This window comes from Oligella sp. HMSC05A10 (assembly GCF_001808335.1).
Taxonomy (GTDB): Bacteria; Pseudomonadota; Gammaproteobacteria; order Burkholderiales; family Burkholderiaceae_B; genus Oligella; species Oligella urethralis.
This window is the reverse complement of record NZ_KV792949.1, coordinates 1-17,161: the sequence shown is the minus strand read 5'-3', so window position 1 is coordinate 17,161 and position 17,161 is coordinate 1. Positions and strand designations below refer to the sequence as shown.

The window sequence follows — 17,161 nt, the reverse complement described above, 5'->3', positions numbered from 1 at the left end:
CCTCTGTTGCTAATTACCTGAGGCCGACTTAGTCACATTAACTAATCGCGTGTGGGACGTAATTCGGCGACCTCTTCATCCGTAGGTTGCACATCCTTGCCGTCTACATACTGAATATTCGTCATCACGCCTACACCGTCCTTGACATCCAAGGTACCCACATAAGCGCCCATGGTCGATTGATGATCCTGCGGTCGATAATAAATTGGCCCGAGCGGTGACATATGCTCAAGCCCTTTGAAAGCAGCAATTAAGTCCTCGGTCTCGGTGGAGCCAGCCTTTTCAATACCGGCAGCAAGCGATTGCACCATCATATAACCGACGATAGAACCCAAACGAGGATAGTCATTGAATCGCGCCTGATACGCTTTTAAAAAGGCATCATGCTCGGGGGTATCAATGGCATACCACGGGTAACCTGTGACAAACCAACCCACTGGCGTATCCTTGCCCAAGGTATCTAAATACTCGGGCTCCCCACTCAGCATACTGACGGTGGGCAGATTATCAAATACCTTGCGCGTTTGACCGGCACGCACAAACTTCGTCAAATCCGTACTAAAAAGCACGTTAAAGAGCGCCTCAGCGCCGGAATCCGCTAGAGCTTGAACCACACTACCGGCATCAATTTTATTTAAAGGCACGGCCTGTTCTAAGACAAACTCAATATCGGGCTGATGCTTACGCATCTCGGCCTTAAAGGTCTCGATCGCTGACTGGCCATATTCGTAGTTAGGATAAATCAGAGCCCAACGCTTTTTCTTAAACTCCAAGGCTGTGGGTACTAACATGCGCGTTTTCATGTAGGTGGAATCACGTAAGCGGAAGGTATAACGATTGCCATTACCCCAGGTCATTTTATCGCTTAAGGGCTCACCTGCCAGAAAGAAAACCTGACGCTGCCGTGCAAAATCAGCTAAAGCTAAGGCGATATGTGATAAAAAGCTGCCTGACAACAGATCGACCCGATCACGACTTAAGAGATTTTGTGCTTCGCGCACGGCGGCACCAGGACTACCACCATCATCACGGATAATCACTTCCAACTGCTTACCGCCAAGCAAACCACCCGCTGCATTCACCTCATGCACGGCCAACTCAATGCCCTTTTTATAGGGCTCTAAAAAGGAGGGAATGGTTTTATAACTATTAATCTCACCAACCCGAATAACCTCCTTAGCAACAGCCATCGGTGCATTGAACAAAAAAAGACTGAGTACGGCGCCTTTAAATAAATTTGAGAGACGGGCCATCGTTTACTACCTCTAATAAATGATTTAAAATCTAAACGTTTAAAACCAAGATTGTATTATAAAGAACTAATCTATAGATTACTGTATTTATTTTAAACACTGGCAGCTATCAATTAAGTCCATTGTTTTTAATAAAGCATAATCTTCACAATACGGAATTCACAATATGTCAGCTTTTTTAGAAGGTAAGGTACTTAGCGTTCACCATTGGACCGATACCTTATTCAGCTTTACCACCACCCGTGATGAGGCGCTACGTTTTAAAAATGGTCATTTTATTATGATTGGTTTACCGGTTGATGGCAAACCTCTTTTACGTGCCTATAGTGTGGCTAGTGCGAATTACGAGGATCACTTAGAGTTTTTAAGTATTAAAGTGCCTAATGGTCCATTAACCTCTCGCTTACAGCATATCAAGGTCGGCGATAGTATTATCATCGGCCGTAAGCCTACCGGCACCCTAGTGCTCGATTATTTACTACCTGGTAAGCGCCTATATCTACTGTCTACTGGTACTGGTTTAGCGCCGTTCTTGAGTATTACGCGTGACCCTGAGACCTATGAAAAATACGATGAGGTGATCTTAGTACACGGCGTACGTACTGTGGCTGAATTAGCCTATTACGATTTATTCACTAAGGATCTCAAAAATCATGAGTATTTAGGTGAAATGGTCACTAATCAGCTTAAATACTACCCGACAGTGACGCGCGAGGATTTTGTTAACCGCGGTCGCATCACCCAGCATATTGAAACGGGCAAGTTATTTGAGGATTTAGGCGTACCACCGCTTAACCCAGCAGAAGACCGCGTGATGATTTGCGGTAGCCCGGATATGTTACGTGATCTTAAAGCCATGGTTGAAGCACGTGGCTTTGTTGAGGGTAATACCTCAACACCCGGCGATTTCGTGATTGAGCGAGCATTTGCTGAGCAGTAATTTGCAAAGACATGGCAAGGTAGCAGTAAATACCTTGCCATTTTTTTATGCGCTAAAAATAGCTTTCCAAGAGTCTAATAGGCTACTTATAGAAAGAACACATTCTACGGCTAATTACGATGAAGACGAAGCGTATTGTTATTTTCTTGCTGTTTGTGCTATTACTTACTGCGGCTTTCTTTGCTTATCGTTATTTTCCACTTCAAACACAAGCGGATCGTTGGGATGAATCACTATATCAGCCCTATGAAGCACTTTGTGAGATTGAAATTCCTATTTTAGTTAATGAGACCGGTGACAATAACTCTAAAGTTAACTACCTCACTTGGCAAAGCATCTTATTTTTCCCGCTCCCTAGCGAGGCGATAGGTGGCTCGCGCAAGGGCATCTACGACCATGCAGTGAGCTTCGGATTTGAGAAAAAATGTCCTACCGTCTTTAATTATTTTTTGTTATATGAGCTATATCCCGACCATGTGAGGGAGCCATTTCTTAAGCATAATCACGCCTTCGAGACGCAAAGCACAGCAACAGAATCATCGCCTCAACATTGTGAACTCAGCCTGAGTCTTCCTAATATTTATGAAGATTTTGCAGAGCGGCTAAGACAACATTTAAAGCTACGCCTGAGCTCCTTTGAAAGCGTCACCGCTGTCAATCCTTTAGATGGTCATACCGTACTTGCGCAATTAGCCTTTAATAGCGGCTGCGATCAGGTATTAGCGGACTACATTATGCAGGATATGATGCCGGCGGATTATTTCAAACAGCAAAGTAATTAAATACCTTGCCATTTTTTTATGCGCTAAAAATAGCTTTGCCAAAACTGTAAATGCTTTTTCACCCGAGTTAAACCCACATAGAACTCATTTTGTGCACTCTCTACGCCGGCTTTTCTAGGTAAAAAGCTATGTTCATCCGCACTATACAGCACCACATGTTCAAACTCTTTACCCTTGGCTTGCGCCACGGTCAAGCATTGCAAACCAGAACGATCATTCCAAGCGCGGTATAGGGATTGACTGATCTGCGGCCACGTCTCAAAACTCGTGCCTAAGGAATGAAGGATGCGCAATAAGATTTGCCACGAACTAAAATGATATTCCGACGAGAGGCCTGCCGATTCAATCATTCTAAATAATCCCGCTTGCTCAGCAAAGTCATTTAATAATGGCGCTAGCGGCTGCTGCATACTACTTTTTAAAATGCCTCTTAGGGCCATGATCATGGCCTCACTAAAAACTGGATCCCCCTCACTACGTGATAAATGCATGAATGTATAACTTTGAAAACTCTTCGGATCCGCAGCCTTAATAACCTCAGCCTTGGCCTCCGCACTAAGCAAACAGTACGCGCCTTGATAAAAACGCTTCACATCATAGGAAAATGCTTTTTTTGCAGCACTCATTGCAATCTGTGGTGCTGCTGCTAGATTAAACCCTGGCTCAAACGCACTCTCTGCTTGCTCACTAAGCACTGCGCGCAAAGGAGACTCCGCAGTCTTTAAGGCATACAGCACATTTACCAAACTCACCACATGCAGTTGCGACAAACGATAACTGAAGCGATAAGCACCACGCGTATGCATCCAAATTTGCCAAGCTGCTTTCATCAATTGCAGTTGATTTTGTGCAATTAATGCGACCCGGTTACGTGGCTTACTTAACAACTCCGGAAAAACATGCTTCGCCCGATAGTCTATCTGAACTGCTGGCTTAGCGGCTGCCTCAATACGCTTGCCGCTCGCTTTGGACGCCAAATCAGCAATGCCCTGATCAAAACGATAACTAAAATATTGTGTCACCACCCCGGCTTGATACGTCTCGACAAACTGATTAAAGACCAGCTCCGTATCTGCACCACGCCAAGCAAAGACGTTTTGAGCGCGATCACCAACCGCCATCACAAAGCTATCACTGCCAATCATGCTTTGAATAAATGCTAGCTGTAAGGGCGAGACATCATGAAACTCATCGATAAAAATAAAGCGATAAGCACGCAAAGTCTTACTCTGCTCAAAGTAATCATGATGATATAAATCACTGACCGCTTCAGACGCTCGCCTAAAGCCTTCCCGCTCTCTATAACCGCTTAAGCTCACCTCACTTCGACGATACCAAGTCCAACGCAATTCCTCATAACGCTCAAAGCAAGCGGCAACCAAACGCAAATCAAAATTCAGTCGATCCCCGCAAATCTCCTGCTGCTCTTCAAAGGTACTCGCTTTGTATGCCAGACTGGCCCGAAAATAATCCAAGTCCTCTAACAGCAACCACATATCTTGCTCACTTAATTGAGGCGCATAAAAGTCCATCACCTCAAACTCATCGCAGACCGCTTCGACCAAATCTGGCAAAATCCGCTCCACCACCTCATACGAACTGAGTAAGCTACGCTCATCGCCCAGTTCATGCAAGGCCTCCATGGCTAAGGCATCAATCGTGCTAATCTTATTCTCATCGTTTAGCACTAAACCCATCTGAGCGGTATACTCTCTCAGCACCTCAGCCCCAGTGCGACTAAAGCTCAGCATCAAACGCTTACCGACTTCATCTCGATGCAACAGCATCTGCTTAGCCAGTAAGGTGGATTTACCACTGCCAGCAACACCTTCAATTAGGATGGCGCGCTTATTTTGCTGTACGAAAAAGGATACATCACTCATGGTTCACATCTTGCCTTTCATGGATAAGCGCAAGTAAATCTAAGTTTCGCTGACTTTCAAAAAAATGCGCTGCACCCGTGATCGGGTCCCTAAACCCAATCGCTCGCGCCAAAAGCTGTAGCGGATTGCTAAAATCATCTGCCGCCCGCTCCGGTGCCAGTACGGGATAAAAATTATCATGACAAATTGGCATACCCAGGGCATTCATATGCACTCGCAGTTGATGCTTTTTACCACTTAGTGGCTTCAAACCATAATGCGAGAAGCGCTCGCCACGCTGTAATAACTCAATCACAGTCTCACTATTAGGCGCTTTGTCCACCTCAATCATGGTGAAGTATTGCGGACTTTTGGTGATATGACTTTGATGCACGACAGGAAAATTCAAGGTCGCTACGGTTGGAGCAATGGCTTCATAGTACTTCTCCACATGCCGACCTTGAAAGAGACTTTGATAGGCACCACGATCCTCTGCTCTTAAACTAAACACAAGCACCCCCGCCGTTTCTCTATCTAAGCGGTGAATGGGAGAAATCTCTGGTCGATTCAATTGCTTACGTAAACGCGACAAGGCCGTTTCATGCAAATAACGACCACTGGGAATACTGGCTAGAAAATGCGGCTTATCCACCACCAGTAAGTGCCTATCCTGATATAGAATATCCAGCTCAAAAGGCACCTCAACCTCATCCGGTACCTCACGGTAATACCAGAGCCAGCTATCGGGTACAAAGGCACTATGACGATGATAAGGTTCACCGGCTGCATTAACAATCTCACCTGCGGCAAGACGTGCCTCTATGATCTCAGCCGGCATATAGGGAAAGCGCTCGAGCAAAAAGCTCAACAAATCCGGCCATTGACCCTCACGCGGTAAGTATAAACGACTGGGATTCACGCCACCCCGCATGGCCAATGGTGCTTTCATAAAATTAAAATAATGAGCGCTTAGTCCACTAAGTCGAAGCCAGCCTCATCCAGCGCCGTACGGACCACCTCTAAGTCCAGCGCAGCCGTGGACTGAACAGTGGCACCCGCCTTTTCCAGACTCACCGCCACATGCTCCACGCCGGGAAGCGCAGCTAACAACTCACTCACATGCTTAACGCAGTGATTGCAGCTCATCCCATCAATCCGAATAAATTGCTCTTGCATCCTCAACTCCTAAAAACGATTATCACCAATACAGCGTGTGATTTTACCCGATCCGAGCGACCCTCGACTCATTAACACCATCCTCCTCACCGGGGCGGATCACCGAGCCGTCTAGAGCCGTCACCCCACGCAAGCCCACCGAATAGACCTCAAAACCTAAACGCTCAAAATGTGGGCTATAGTCATAATTATCATGGTGATGCCCATGAAAAACCGCACAGGCCCCCATCTGCCTAGCTAAGCGATCAATAACCGCAAAACCAAAGCGATTACAGGACGGCGCCTCATGCGTTACTAAAATATCTGCCTTTTGCGCACGTAGCGCCATAAAGGTCTCGGGGAAAATTGAACTGCGATTACGTAAAGACACGCCACCTCGCCAAAGCTGACGTGGATGACAATCCCTCACATAATCCTCGGGCGAAAAGTAGTTCCAACACTCAGCGGCAGGATGCCAGATCTTACCCCTAAAAACACCGCCTAGACCCGCAATACGAATACCGGCCAACTCCACCACACGACCATCAAGATTAAAGTCGGCCATCTCAGAGTGATACAAATGATCAAAATACTGCTCTTCGTCCGTGTCATGATTACCAGGAATCCACCAGACCTGGGTCAATTGCCGCACCTCACGAAATACTTCCTGCATCGGTGCCGCCAACTCTAAATCACCAAGCAACACGATAGCCTGCGGTCGATATTGCTCCACAATCGGCAAGCAATGATCGAAACCACCATGGAGATCACCGAAAAACAAGACTTGATGCTTCATAGATTTAAATCACAGGCAATTCTATTCCTTAAGTATAACGTATCTCATCGATATCGCTTGAGGAGGAGCGCTTCCAACACACTAGGACTATCGATAAATACGCTTTTTCCCTCATTGAACGAGTCTTTAAAACTCATTAAAATCGGACCATTAATTTAATAACTTACTCAAATCAAAGGAGACAGCATGAGCAATTTCTGGCCCTCAGCACCTTATACAAAGCGCCCCGGCAAAGCCCTACTGCTAAGTGTATTAGCTACAAGCTTAGCATTATCTTCGGCGGCCTTTGCGCGTGAAGCAAATATTAAAATCACCGCTCCCACCAGTGCCGTCGCCACCCATAATTATGATTATGAGATGAATGTCTTTCATCCGATTGAAGCGACGAATGGTATGGTGGCAACCGAGCAAAATCTAGCCAGCCAAGTCGGTTTAGAGATACTCAAAAAAGGGGGTAATGCGGTAGATGCCGCGGTAGCGATCGGTTTTTCTTTAGCCGTTAGCCTACCTAATGCCGGTAATATTGGCGGTGGCGGTTTTATGTTAGTGCACGATGCTAAAAGCGGCAAAACCATCGCCTTGGATTTCCGCGAAAAGGCCCCGGCGGCCGCTTCAGAAACCATGTATCAGGATGAGCATGGTGAAATTATCCCGCGTAAATCATGGTACACCCACCAAGCCATTGGCGTACCCGGCACCGTGGCCGGCCTCACAAAAGCGCTTGAGCAATGGGGCTCACTGCCATTAGCCGAGGTTATGCAGCCAGCCATCGAACTGGCGGAAAAAGGCTATGAAGTCAGTCCAACCATGGCTAAACTATTGCAAGTAGAAAAAGACAACCTAGGCAAATGGCCTACGACCAAAGCAATCTTTTTTAATGGTGAGGAGCCTTTGACTACCGGTGACACCCTAGTACAAAAGAACCTCGCTAACAGCCTAAAATTAATAGCCAACGAAGGCGCTGATGCCTTTTACAAGGGTGCCATTGCCGATGAAATCGTGCGTGATCAACAAGCCCATGACGGTTTAATCACCAAAGAGGATTTAGCAAATTACGAGGCAGTTGAGCGTGAGGTGGTACGCGGTGATTATCGCGGTTATGAGATTGTTTCCATGCCCCTACCCAGCTCTGGCGGTATTCATATCGTACAAATGCTAAATGCCTTAGAGCATATTCCCATTAAGGAATCCGGTGTTAACAGCGCTAAAACCATCAGTTTAATTGCTGAAACCATGAAGCGTGCCTATGCCGATCGTTCCGAATACCTCGGTGACAGTGATTTTGTCAAGGTACCGACTAAGCAATTAACTAGCAAAGACTATGCCAAAAGCATTGCTGAGACCGTCCTCAAAGGCAATATCACCCCAGCTCAAGAAATCAAACCAGGCGACTTAACACCTTATGAAAGCGATCAAACCACTCATTACTCAGTGGTTGATAAAGAGGGTAATGCGGTTGCGGTGACTTATACTTTAAACCTAAACTTCGGTAGTGGGATCGTGGCAGGCAACACCGGTATTCTGATGAATAACGAGATGGATGACTTCTCCTCCAAACCGGGCGTACCAAATGCCTTTGGCCTTATTGGCGGTAAAGCCAATGCGATTGAGCCGAATAAACGTCCACTGTCTTCAATGTCACCAACCATGGTGTTAAAAGATGGCAAGCCTTGGTTAGTTACTGGCAGCCCCGGTGGTGCGCGTATTATCACCACAGTATTGCAGCAAATTATCAATGCCGTCGATTTCGGCATGAATCCTGCCGCAGCCACCAACACGCCGCGCTTCCATCACCAATGGTTACCGGATGAGTTACGCCTTGAACTAGGCTTTAGCCCGGATACCGTTCAACTACTCGAAGACGCAGGCTATAAGGTCAGTATTAAACCAAGCATGGGCCGCACCCAGACCATTCAGATCATTGACGGTACCATGTACGGTTATTCTGATCCACGCAATCCGGACGGTGCCGCTTTAGGCTATTAATTATTTGAAAAATGGCTGAGTTCCGCTTAAGAAACTCAGCCATTTGCCTGGAGAAACCTACACCTAAACTACACGTCTAAGTTTGCCGCCAATAGCGCATTTTCCTCAATAAAGGCACGTCGAGGCTCCACCTGATCGCCCATCAAAGTGCTAAAGACGATATCCGCCGTGATGGCGTCTTCGATCTGCACACGTAGTAAGCGACGTACCTCAGGGTTCATCGTCGTCTCCCACAATTGCTCGGGGTTCATCTCACCCAGACCCTTATAACGCTGCTTAGTGACCTGACGCTCGGCCTCAGCAGTGAGCCATCTGACCGCATCGCGGAAGTCATGAATACGCTCCTGACGACGACGTTCACCCTCACCCCGATAAACCACCGCACGCTCGCCGATCAAACCAGCGAAAGTCTCGGCAGCACGCTTTAACAAAGCATAGTCCTTACTCTGCACGAACTCACTGTCCAACACAGTCACACGGATATTGCCGTGATGATTACGATTCACCAGAATACGATGCTTATTCAACTCCTGATCGTAATCCAAACTAAAGCTCAGCAAATGTGGATGCGCTGGATCGACCAGTGCCTCAGCCAAATCATCCATACTCCGTTGAGCCGCCGCTTCACTACTTAAATCAATCGCTACCCCCTCGGCAATCACCGATAAGGTATCCATATCGTAGTTACGCGACAAACGCTCGGTGACCGTCGCCACTTCATTGTAAAGCTCGAACATGTTCTTTAGCGTCTCACCCTCAATCGGCTCTGCCCCCTCATAAGGAATAATTGCCGCATCTCGCAGCGCCACTTCCTCCATAAAGGCAAGCTCTTCCACCTCATCCTTGAGATAACGCTCCTCGCGGCCAAGCTTCACCTTATACAGTGGTGGCTGCGCAATATACACATAACCGCGCTCAATTAACTCTGGCATTTGGCGATAAAATAAGGTCAATAACAAGGTTCGAATATGCGCACCATCCACGTCCGCATCCGTCATGATAATAATGCGATGATAGCGTAACTTGGAAATATCAAACTCTGGACCAATACTGGTGCCCAAGGCAGTAATCAAGGTCGTAATTTGATCACTTGTGATTAAGCGATCAAAGCGTGCCTTTTCCACATTTAAGACCTTACCGCGGAGAGGTAAAATCGCTTGGAACTTACGATCGCGGCCCTGCTTAGCCGAGCCACCCGCCGAGTCACCCTCCACGATATAAAGCTCGGACTTAGCCGGATCCCGTTCCTGACAATCCGCTAATTTACCCGGTAAACCGGCACCCTCTAATAAGCCCTTGCGACGGGTACCTTCACGCGCACGGCGAGCGGCTTCACGCGCCGTTGCCGCCTGCACCACCTTTTCACAAATAGCACGTGCATCCTGCGGGTTTTCTAGTAACCAGGTCTCTAGACTTTTGCTGAGCGCCTCCTCAACCGCTGGTCTCACCTCACTAGATACTAAGCGGTCTTTGGTCTGACTACTAAACTTTGGCTCAGGTACTTTGACTGATAAGACACACGCTAAACCCTCGCGAATATCCTCACCCTGAGTGGCTACCTTGGCGCGCTTAGCTAAGTCATTATCAGCGATATATTTATTAATCACGCGGGTCATTGCAGCGCGCAAGCCGGTCAGGTGTGAACCACCATCACGCTGTGGAATATTATTGGTAAAACAAAGCACCTGCTCGTTATAACCGTCATTCCACTGCATCGCCACATCCACGCCGACATTAACCCCACCAGCGTCAGACTCCGATGAGCTATAAAAAATCGTATCGTGAATGGTGCTACGGCTTTTGTTAATAAACTCCACAAAACCCTGCACCCCACCGGCGTAGGCGAAATTCTCCTCGCGACCGTTAATCTCGTCAACTAGACGAATACTGACCCCGTTATTTAAAAAAGACAGCTCACGTAAACGCTTGGAGAGGATATCCCAGTGATACTCAATCGATGAGAAAATACCCACATCCGCTAAATACTGCACCTTGGTGCCTGTTTTGTCCGTGGTACCCACCACCTCTAAAGGACCCTGTGGCACCCCCTTAGCAAATTCAATTTGATGCACCTTGCCGTCACGTCGAATGGTTAAACGCAACCACTCGGATAACGCGTTAACACACGCCACACCCACGCCATGTAAGCCACCAGACACCTTATAACTGTTTTGGTCAAACTTACCACCGGCGTGCAGCTCGGTCATCACAATTTCAGCGGCACTACGTTGATGCTCATCACTTGGCATCACATCCGTCGGAATACCGCGACCATTATCCACAACAGAAATTGAACCGTCCGTATGAATGGTGACAACAATATCATCACAAAAACCAGCTAAGGCCTCGTCAATTGAGTTATCGACGACCTCAAAGACCATATGATGTAGACCCGTACCGTCGGAGGTATCACCGATATACATCCCCGGACGTTTACGCACCGCCTCCAGTCCTTTGAGGACCTGAATACTACCGGCACCATAGCCTTGGGATTGAATATTTTCTGTGTTTTCGCTCATAATTTTACTGATTGATTAAATGCGCAATGGCATCACGACATATTTGAAGTTATCGTCGCTTTTTAAGTTGATGATGACTGATGAACCCGAGATAGGCTTGAGCGATACGATAATATCCTCATCCTTGATCACGGACAGTGCATCGAGTAAATAATTCACATTGAAGCCAATTTCCAACGGCTCGTAGCTGTAATCAATGGCTAAACTATTAATCGCTTCCTCTTGCTCCTGGTTGGTAGCGAAAATCTTGAGTTGATTGTCATTAAAGCTTAGCTTAATTCCGTGCAGACGGTCATTAGCCACCAAAATACGGCTACGCTGAAGATTCGATTGTAGCTCCTCGCGATTAATGGTCAAATGACGCTCGTAATCGGTCGGAATAACGCGTTTATAATCAGGGAAACGACCCTCGATAAGCTTAGACACCAACACCACATCGCCAAAGGCAAAGCGAATTTGTGAATGCTTAGCGCCCTTATTGAGACTGATAGATACCGGCTCATCAGACTCATCTAATAAACGCTGCAATTCAATCACCGTCTTGGCCGGTAAAATCAATTGTCGCTCCTCTGTAAGTGGGGTCTCAATAGCCTCAGCCAGATGGGCCAAACGGTGACCATCGGTGGCCACGGCACGCACGCTATCCGGCTCCACCACTAACAGGATACCATTTAAATAGTAGCGAATGTCCTGCTTAGCCATGGCAAAGGACACCATATTAAATAAGCGTTTAAGCGTTTTTTGAGGTAATACAAAGGTATCTGGAATCGCCTCAGCGCTGTCTGGCTGTTGCCAGCTCTCGGGCTGATCCACCTGCGGAAAGTCCTCGCCTGGCATCGTATGCAAGCTAAAACGGCTGCGACCACATACGATTTGTAGCTTCGCATCCTCTAGCGTAATATCCACCATGCCACCGCTCGGTAAGGTGCGTAGCACCTCCAAAAACTTACGTGCCGACACCGTCACTAAAGCGGATTCCTCACCCACACCAATATCGGCGGTGGTGGTAATTTCTACCTCTAAGTCAGTGGTGGTAAACTCCACGCGATTGCCAGTTTTTTTAATTAAAATATTGGCTAAAATCGGCATCGTGCTACGACGCTCAACAATACCTATCACCGTGTTGAGCGGCTTGATTAAAACTTCACTACTCGCCTTTAGTAATTGCATGACTTTCCCTTTGTAATTATCCCTTTAGTGATTGCTCTAAAACGCGTAAATGATGGTTAAGCTCTTGATCACTCATTCTTTCCTTGCTGATTTTATTGACCGCACTGAGCACTGTACTATGATCCCTGCCACCAAAATAATCAGCGATTTCGTTAAGACTCTTTTGTGTCAATTCCTTGGCTAAATACATAGCAATATGACGTGGTACAACGATATTGCGCTGACGACGCTTTGATTGCATATCGGATACTTTGATTTTATAGTATTCTGCAACGGTTTTCTGAATATTCTCAATTGTAATCTGTCCAATGGATGCACTTAATAAATCTTTAAGGGCACCGCGACAAATTTCTACGGTTAAGTCCTTATTACCGTAAAACCCTGCATAAGCAATGACCTTGGTCAAGGCCCCTTCCAACTCTCGTACATTACTACGCACATGCTTAGCAATAAAAAATGCCGACTCATCAAGTAATCTAAATTCGCGATGGTCCTCTGCCTTTTTATGTAAAATCGCCACCCGCAACTCTAGCTCTGGCGGCTCCACACTAACCGATAGACCGGAATCAAAGCGCGTGGTTAAGCGCGGATTCATATCCTGCAACTGCCGCGGATACGTATCCGAGGTAATCACAATCTGCTTATTATCCCGCACCATTCTTTCAAAAATATGGAAGAACTCTAATTGCGTGCGCTCTTTACCACTAAAGAATTGGATATCATCAATTAATAACACATCCAAATTTAAATAATCACGCTGCCAAGCATCATTGGTCTTGCGCTTAATCGAATCCACCATACTCGTAAAATACTCATTGGCGTGAATATAGCGAATCCGTAAACCGGGCTTCTTTTTTAAAATGGCATTGCCCATCGCATGCATCACGTGCGTCTTACCTAAACCCGTGGCGCCATAAATATAAAAAGGGTTATAACTCAACTCATTACCCGAATAATCATCCACAATCTTTTTAGCGGCGGTCACCACAAGTGCATTAGAACGGCCCTCAACCAAGGTATCAAAGCTTAATTCCTTTAATAAATTGGTTTTTTCATAGGCGTCTTGGTAATTTAACTCGGCAACTAAGGCATCCTCATCCAGGCTCTCAATACGCACTGCGGGCATCGTAATATCATCATCCGTTGCGCTATCGCCCTCGGCCTCAGGATACAACTCCTTGAGTGCTCCAATTACCTCCGATAAATCAGGTGCAGACTCGCTAGCACGATCGGCAGAAGCGGCCGCTTGCTGCTTTTTGGCTTGCGCCAAGGCGGCAGCTTGACGCGCTAACTCAACCGCTTCAAGTAATTTTGTCGATTTACCAGTAGACTCGGCAACCGCCTCAGTGGCAGACTCCACCGCAATCGTCGCCGCGGATGGCGTAGGCGCCGGCGCTCTAGTTGCTGGACGTGCAGCACGCGCACCAGCTAATAAAATATCCACCTGAATATCTGAACGCTCATACCACGCCTCAGCAATTGCCTTAATACGTGCCGCATAAGAGTCTCTGGCCCACTTTTGCTTAATCGGATTAGGTGCCGACAGCGTCAACACACCCGAAGCCTCATCAAAAGACTCGAAGTCTAACGGTTCAATCCACGCATTGACTTGCTCAACAGGGTACTCCTGAGCAAGCACAGAAAAGCAATGCGACCAAAAATCACTCATACAACAAATCACCCTAGGCATGATTAAAAAGAGTAGACTATTTTACTCTGCCGAGACAAAGTTATCCACAATGTGGATAGATTGTGGATAAATCAAAAAACAAGACGGTATTCGCCACCTATTTGCTGCTTTTAAGTCATAATTATGGCGTAGTCGATTGACTTTATTACTTTTTTTAGCGATAATTTATAGTTTTCACTAATTTAGCTTTTAGGTCATTAGTTTATTGCTCTAATATCAGGCATACAAATAAAGCAAAAAAGTAGCGACCAATAAATTAATTGCCTCACCTAATTAATTATTAAAAATTAAGGAATTTTGACATGAAACGTACTTATCAACCATCAGTTACTCGTCGCAAACGCACTCACGGTTTCCGTGTTCGCATGAAAACCAAAGGCGGTCGTGCTGTGATTAATGCACGTCGCGCTAAAGGTCGTAAGCGCTTAGCTGTTTAATCATAGCTCAAGCTCAGATTAAGCAGTTTTCCTGTCGCACCCTTGGTGAGATAGCTATTCCGGTACTTCCAAGATCTCTGCAATAACAGGTCCTAAAAGCGATGAGTGGCGCCAAATTTCCTAAATCTGCGCGCCTACTGCGCCCCAACGAATTCACTCAAGCCCTACGGGGTAAGCGAATTGGTCGAGGGGCGTTTTTTATGCTTAATCGATATATCCACTACTCTGCGCCCGACAGCAGCGCCAGACTAGGTTTAGTTATTGCCAAACGTCATGCGCCAAAGGCGGCCAGTCGCAATGCCATAAAACGCGTCATTCGAGAATCCTTTCGAGTGCGTCGCCACGAGCTTGCGCCCGGAGACTATGTGGTTCGACTGCATTGCAAAATTCCCGCTTGTTCTTTGACTGAATTGAAAAAAATCACGCGCCAAGAGCTTGATAGCTTATTTGATTCAGCTAAATAGAAGGAGACGGTGATGCGCTTAAAACAACTGTTTATCTTGCCGATTCGCTGCTACCAATATTTTCTGAGTCCTTGGATCGGCCAATCATGTCGCTTTACACCGAGCTGCTCAAACTATATGATTGAGGCAATTGAAACGCATGGCGTGTGCAAGGGATTATGGTTAGGGACTAAACGCATTGCGCGCTGCAATGGTTTTTTTAAAGGCGGACACGATCCGGTCCCCCCTAAAAAAGGTAGCTAAAGGCTATGGCTTTTCCATCAACCACGCTTTTTATAAATAGCAAAGGACTAATGTGGGTTAAACTGTTATGTTGTTTGACAGCACATTTTCCCATCGATTTAGCAAGAAATAACTAATGGATACTAGACGCTCCATCCTTTGGATGATTTTTGTATTTTCTTTGTTCATGATTTGGAATAACTGGATGAGCTATCGCAATCCACCCCTTCCACAACCGACTGAACAACAATTGCAGGACGCTCGTCAACCCGATCTTGCAACGCCTACCCCCATTCCTTCTGCCAGCGGTACCAATGGTACTCAACAGCTGACGCCTATGGCTGACAGCGCGACAACGGCTGGACAGGAAATTATTAGTGTTCGTACCGATTTATTTAATCTCTCCTTTGATACCAAGGGAGCGCAAATTGTCGGTGCTGAACTGTATCTGAGCCGCCCCGAAGATCCTGATGCTGTACATAATTTTGTACTATTGGAAAACGGTGAAAATACGTACACCGTGCAGAGCGGCCTGATCGGTGATGCAGGCAAAAACTACCCTAATCAAAACACCATTTTCCGTATGGTCTCCAACGAGACCGAGATGAGCGGTGATACCCTAGCGGTTGTGTTTGAAGCTGAAAGCGACGGTTTAAAACTGACCCGTACCTACACTTTCCATCGCGGTTCTTTTAAAATCGATGTGAATGACAGCGTAAGTAATATCAGCGCTGAACCGCAAACTCCTTCGCTCTACTTACAAATCACCCGTGATAATCATGACGCACCCGGCGGTACCTATTTCTATAAGACCTTCTCCGGTTTTGCCATGTACACGGATCAAAATCGCTTCGAAAAAATCTCTTTTTCCGATATTGATAAAAACAATCTGTCCCATGCTAGTCACACTAATGACGGCTGGATTAGCTTTATTCAGCACTTCTTTGTGACTGCTTGGGTGCCTGAAGAAGGGAAAGAGCGTCATTACAATATACGTAAAATCGCTAGTAATCTCTACGCCATCAGTGCAATTGAGCCTTTAGGCACCATTCAGCCTGAGGCCACAGTAAGCAGCAATTCTGTCCTTTGGGTCGGCCCACAAGCGCAAGAGCAGCTGTCTGAAATTAGTACAGGCTTAGATTTAGTGGTTGACTACGGTTGGCTAACCATCATCGCCAAACCCATGTTTAAGTTCATGACCTGGTTATATTCTTTTATCGGTAACTGGGGTTGGACAATTGTAGTCTTGACCATTATCATCAAGATTATTCTGTACCCACTGTCAGCCGCAAGCTATCGCTCCATGGCCCGCATGAAAAATGTCGGTCCACGCATGCAAGCCATTAAGGAACAATACGGTGACGATCGTCAGAAAGTCAATCAGGCCATGATGGAGCTATACCGTACAGAAAAAATTAATCCCCTCGGCGGCTGCTTACCCATACTATTGCAGATCCCGATTTTCCTAACCCTCTATCGCGTGATTTTAGCCAGTGTGGAGCTACGTGGTGCACCATGGATTCTATGGATTCAGGACTTAGCCGTGGCCGATCCGTACTTTATCCTACCGGCCATCATGACAGCAACCATGTTCTTGCAGTTTAAATTGAATCCTACCCCACCGGATCCAATGCAAGCGCGTATCATGATGATTATGCCGTTAGTCTTCGGTGCCATGATGTTTATGTTCCCAGCCGGTCTAGTACTTTACTGGGTTGTGAATAACATCCTCTCCATCATGCAGCAGCAGTATATTACCCGCCGCTTAGCACGGGCATCTAACGATAGTAAGATGTAATTACGCTTAATGCTGTGACTTAAAAGCCGAGAATGGATTTCTCGGCTTTTTTGTATGTTTGCCCAGCGAGGTTGGCAAACCCGACAG

At 46.5% G+C, this 17,161-nt stretch carries 15 protein-coding genes; 7 read left to right on the top strand and 8 right to left on the bottom strand.

Annotated features, from left to right (window positions below):
- Positions 1-41: 41 nt before the first annotated feature.
- On the bottom strand, positions 42-1,253 hold the full coding sequence (locus HMPREF3144_RS09280; RefSeq protein WP_048766718.1) for an ABC transporter substrate-binding protein: 1,212 nt from the start codon (positions 1,251-1,253) through the stop codon (positions 42-44).
- Positions 1,254-1,419: 166 nt separating this feature from the next.
- On the opposite strand from HMPREF3144_RS09280, the gene HMPREF3144_RS09275 reads away from it, so the two are divergent.
- Entirely contained in the window at positions 1,420-2,193 is a 774-nt protein-coding gene (locus HMPREF3144_RS09275) for a ferredoxin--NADP reductase (RefSeq protein ID WP_018027082.1), read from the top strand.
- Positions 2,194-2,312: 119 nt separating this feature from the next.
- Entirely contained in the window at positions 2,313-2,975 is a 663-nt protein-coding gene (locus HMPREF3144_RS09270; protein WP_070477582.1) for a hypothetical protein, read from the top strand.
- 23 nt (positions 2,976-2,998) lie between these two features.
- On the opposite strand, the gene HMPREF3144_RS09265 is transcribed toward HMPREF3144_RS09270, so the two are convergent.
- From HMPREF3144_RS09265 to HMPREF3144_RS09250, 4 genes are read right to left on the bottom strand one after another with little or no spacing between them, the layout of a single operon-like run.
- Positions 2,999-4,858, bottom strand: a complete 1,860-nt coding sequence (locus tag HMPREF3144_RS09265) for a UvrD-helicase domain-containing protein (RefSeq protein WP_070477580.1) — start codon at positions 4,856-4,858, stop codon at positions 2,999-3,001.
- Positions 4,851-5,786 (bottom strand): pseudouridine synthase, encoded by a 936-nt coding sequence (locus HMPREF3144_RS09260; RefSeq protein WP_018027079.1) that lies wholly within the window; start codon positions 5,784-5,786, stop codon positions 4,851-4,853. The genes HMPREF3144_RS09265 and HMPREF3144_RS09260 overlap by 8 nt, the downstream gene beginning before the upstream one ends.
- 20 nt (positions 5,787-5,806) lie before the next feature.
- Positions 5,807-6,013, bottom strand: coding sequence for a heavy-metal-associated domain-containing protein (locus HMPREF3144_RS09255; protein ID WP_018027078.1), 207 nt, complete (start codon positions 6,011-6,013; stop codon positions 5,807-5,809).
- 43 nt (positions 6,014-6,056) lie between these two features.
- Positions 6,057-6,788 (bottom strand): metallophosphoesterase family protein, encoded by a 732-nt coding sequence (locus HMPREF3144_RS09250; RefSeq protein WP_018027077.1) that lies wholly within the window; start codon positions 6,786-6,788, stop codon positions 6,057-6,059.
- Positions 6,789-6,974: 186 nt separating this feature from the next.
- Between HMPREF3144_RS09250 and ggt the strand changes: the two genes are divergently transcribed.
- The gene (ggt, locus tag HMPREF3144_RS09245) at positions 6,975-8,774 is read left to right on the top strand and encodes a gamma-glutamyltransferase (RefSeq protein WP_210394308.1); all 1,800 of its coding nucleotides are present in this window, start codon (positions 6,975-6,977) and stop codon (positions 8,772-8,774) included.
- 68 nt (positions 8,775-8,842) lie between these two features.
- Here the strand turns inward: ggt and gyrB are convergent, their stop codons facing one another.
- From gyrB to dnaA, 3 genes are read right to left on the bottom strand one after another with little or no spacing between them, the layout of a single operon-like run.
- Entirely contained in the window at positions 8,843-11,293 is a 2,451-nt protein-coding gene (gene gyrB / locus HMPREF3144_RS09240) for a DNA topoisomerase (ATP-hydrolyzing) subunit B (protein WP_070477577.1), read from the bottom strand.
- Between the two features lie 15 nt (positions 11,294-11,308).
- Positions 11,309-12,463: a DNA polymerase III subunit beta gene (gene dnaN, locus HMPREF3144_RS09235; protein ID WP_018027074.1), complete on the bottom strand. Its 1,155-nt coding sequence runs from the start codon at positions 12,461-12,463 to the stop codon at positions 11,309-11,311.
- Positions 12,464-12,479: 16 nt separating this feature from the next.
- Positions 12,480-14,132 carry a chromosomal replication initiator protein DnaA gene (gene dnaA, locus HMPREF3144_RS09230; protein ID WP_070477575.1) on the bottom strand — a complete coding sequence of 551 codons (1,653 nt, stop codon included), beginning with the start codon at positions 14,130-14,132 and terminating at the stop codon, positions 12,480-12,482.
- A 323-nt stretch (positions 14,133-14,455) separates the two neighbouring features.
- Between dnaA and rpmH the strand changes: the two genes are divergently transcribed.
- The 4 genes from rpmH to yidC all read left to right on the top strand — a co-directional run bounded on the left by rpmH (position 14,456) and on the right by yidC (position 17,074).
- Positions 14,456-14,590, top strand: a complete 135-nt coding sequence (gene rpmH / locus HMPREF3144_RS09225) for a 50S ribosomal protein L34 (RefSeq protein ID WP_018027072.1) — start codon at positions 14,456-14,458, stop codon at positions 14,588-14,590.
- Between the two features lie 101 nt (positions 14,591-14,691).
- A complete protein-coding gene (rnpA, locus tag HMPREF3144_RS09220) occupies positions 14,692-15,054 on the top strand; it encodes a ribonuclease P protein component (RefSeq protein WP_036559796.1) in 363 nt (120 codons plus the stop codon).
- Positions 15,055-15,066: 12 nt separating this feature from the next.
- A complete protein-coding gene (gene yidD, locus HMPREF3144_RS09215) occupies positions 15,067-15,297 on the top strand; it encodes a membrane protein insertion efficiency factor YidD (RefSeq protein ID WP_048767342.1) in 231 nt (76 codons plus the stop codon).
- A 115-nt stretch (positions 15,298-15,412) separates the two neighbouring features.
- The gene (gene yidC / locus HMPREF3144_RS09210) at positions 15,413-17,074 is read left to right on the top strand and encodes a membrane protein insertase YidC (protein ID WP_070477573.1); all 1,662 of its coding nucleotides are present in this window, start codon (positions 15,413-15,415) and stop codon (positions 17,072-17,074) included.
- Positions 17,075-17,161: the final 87 nt, after the last annotated feature.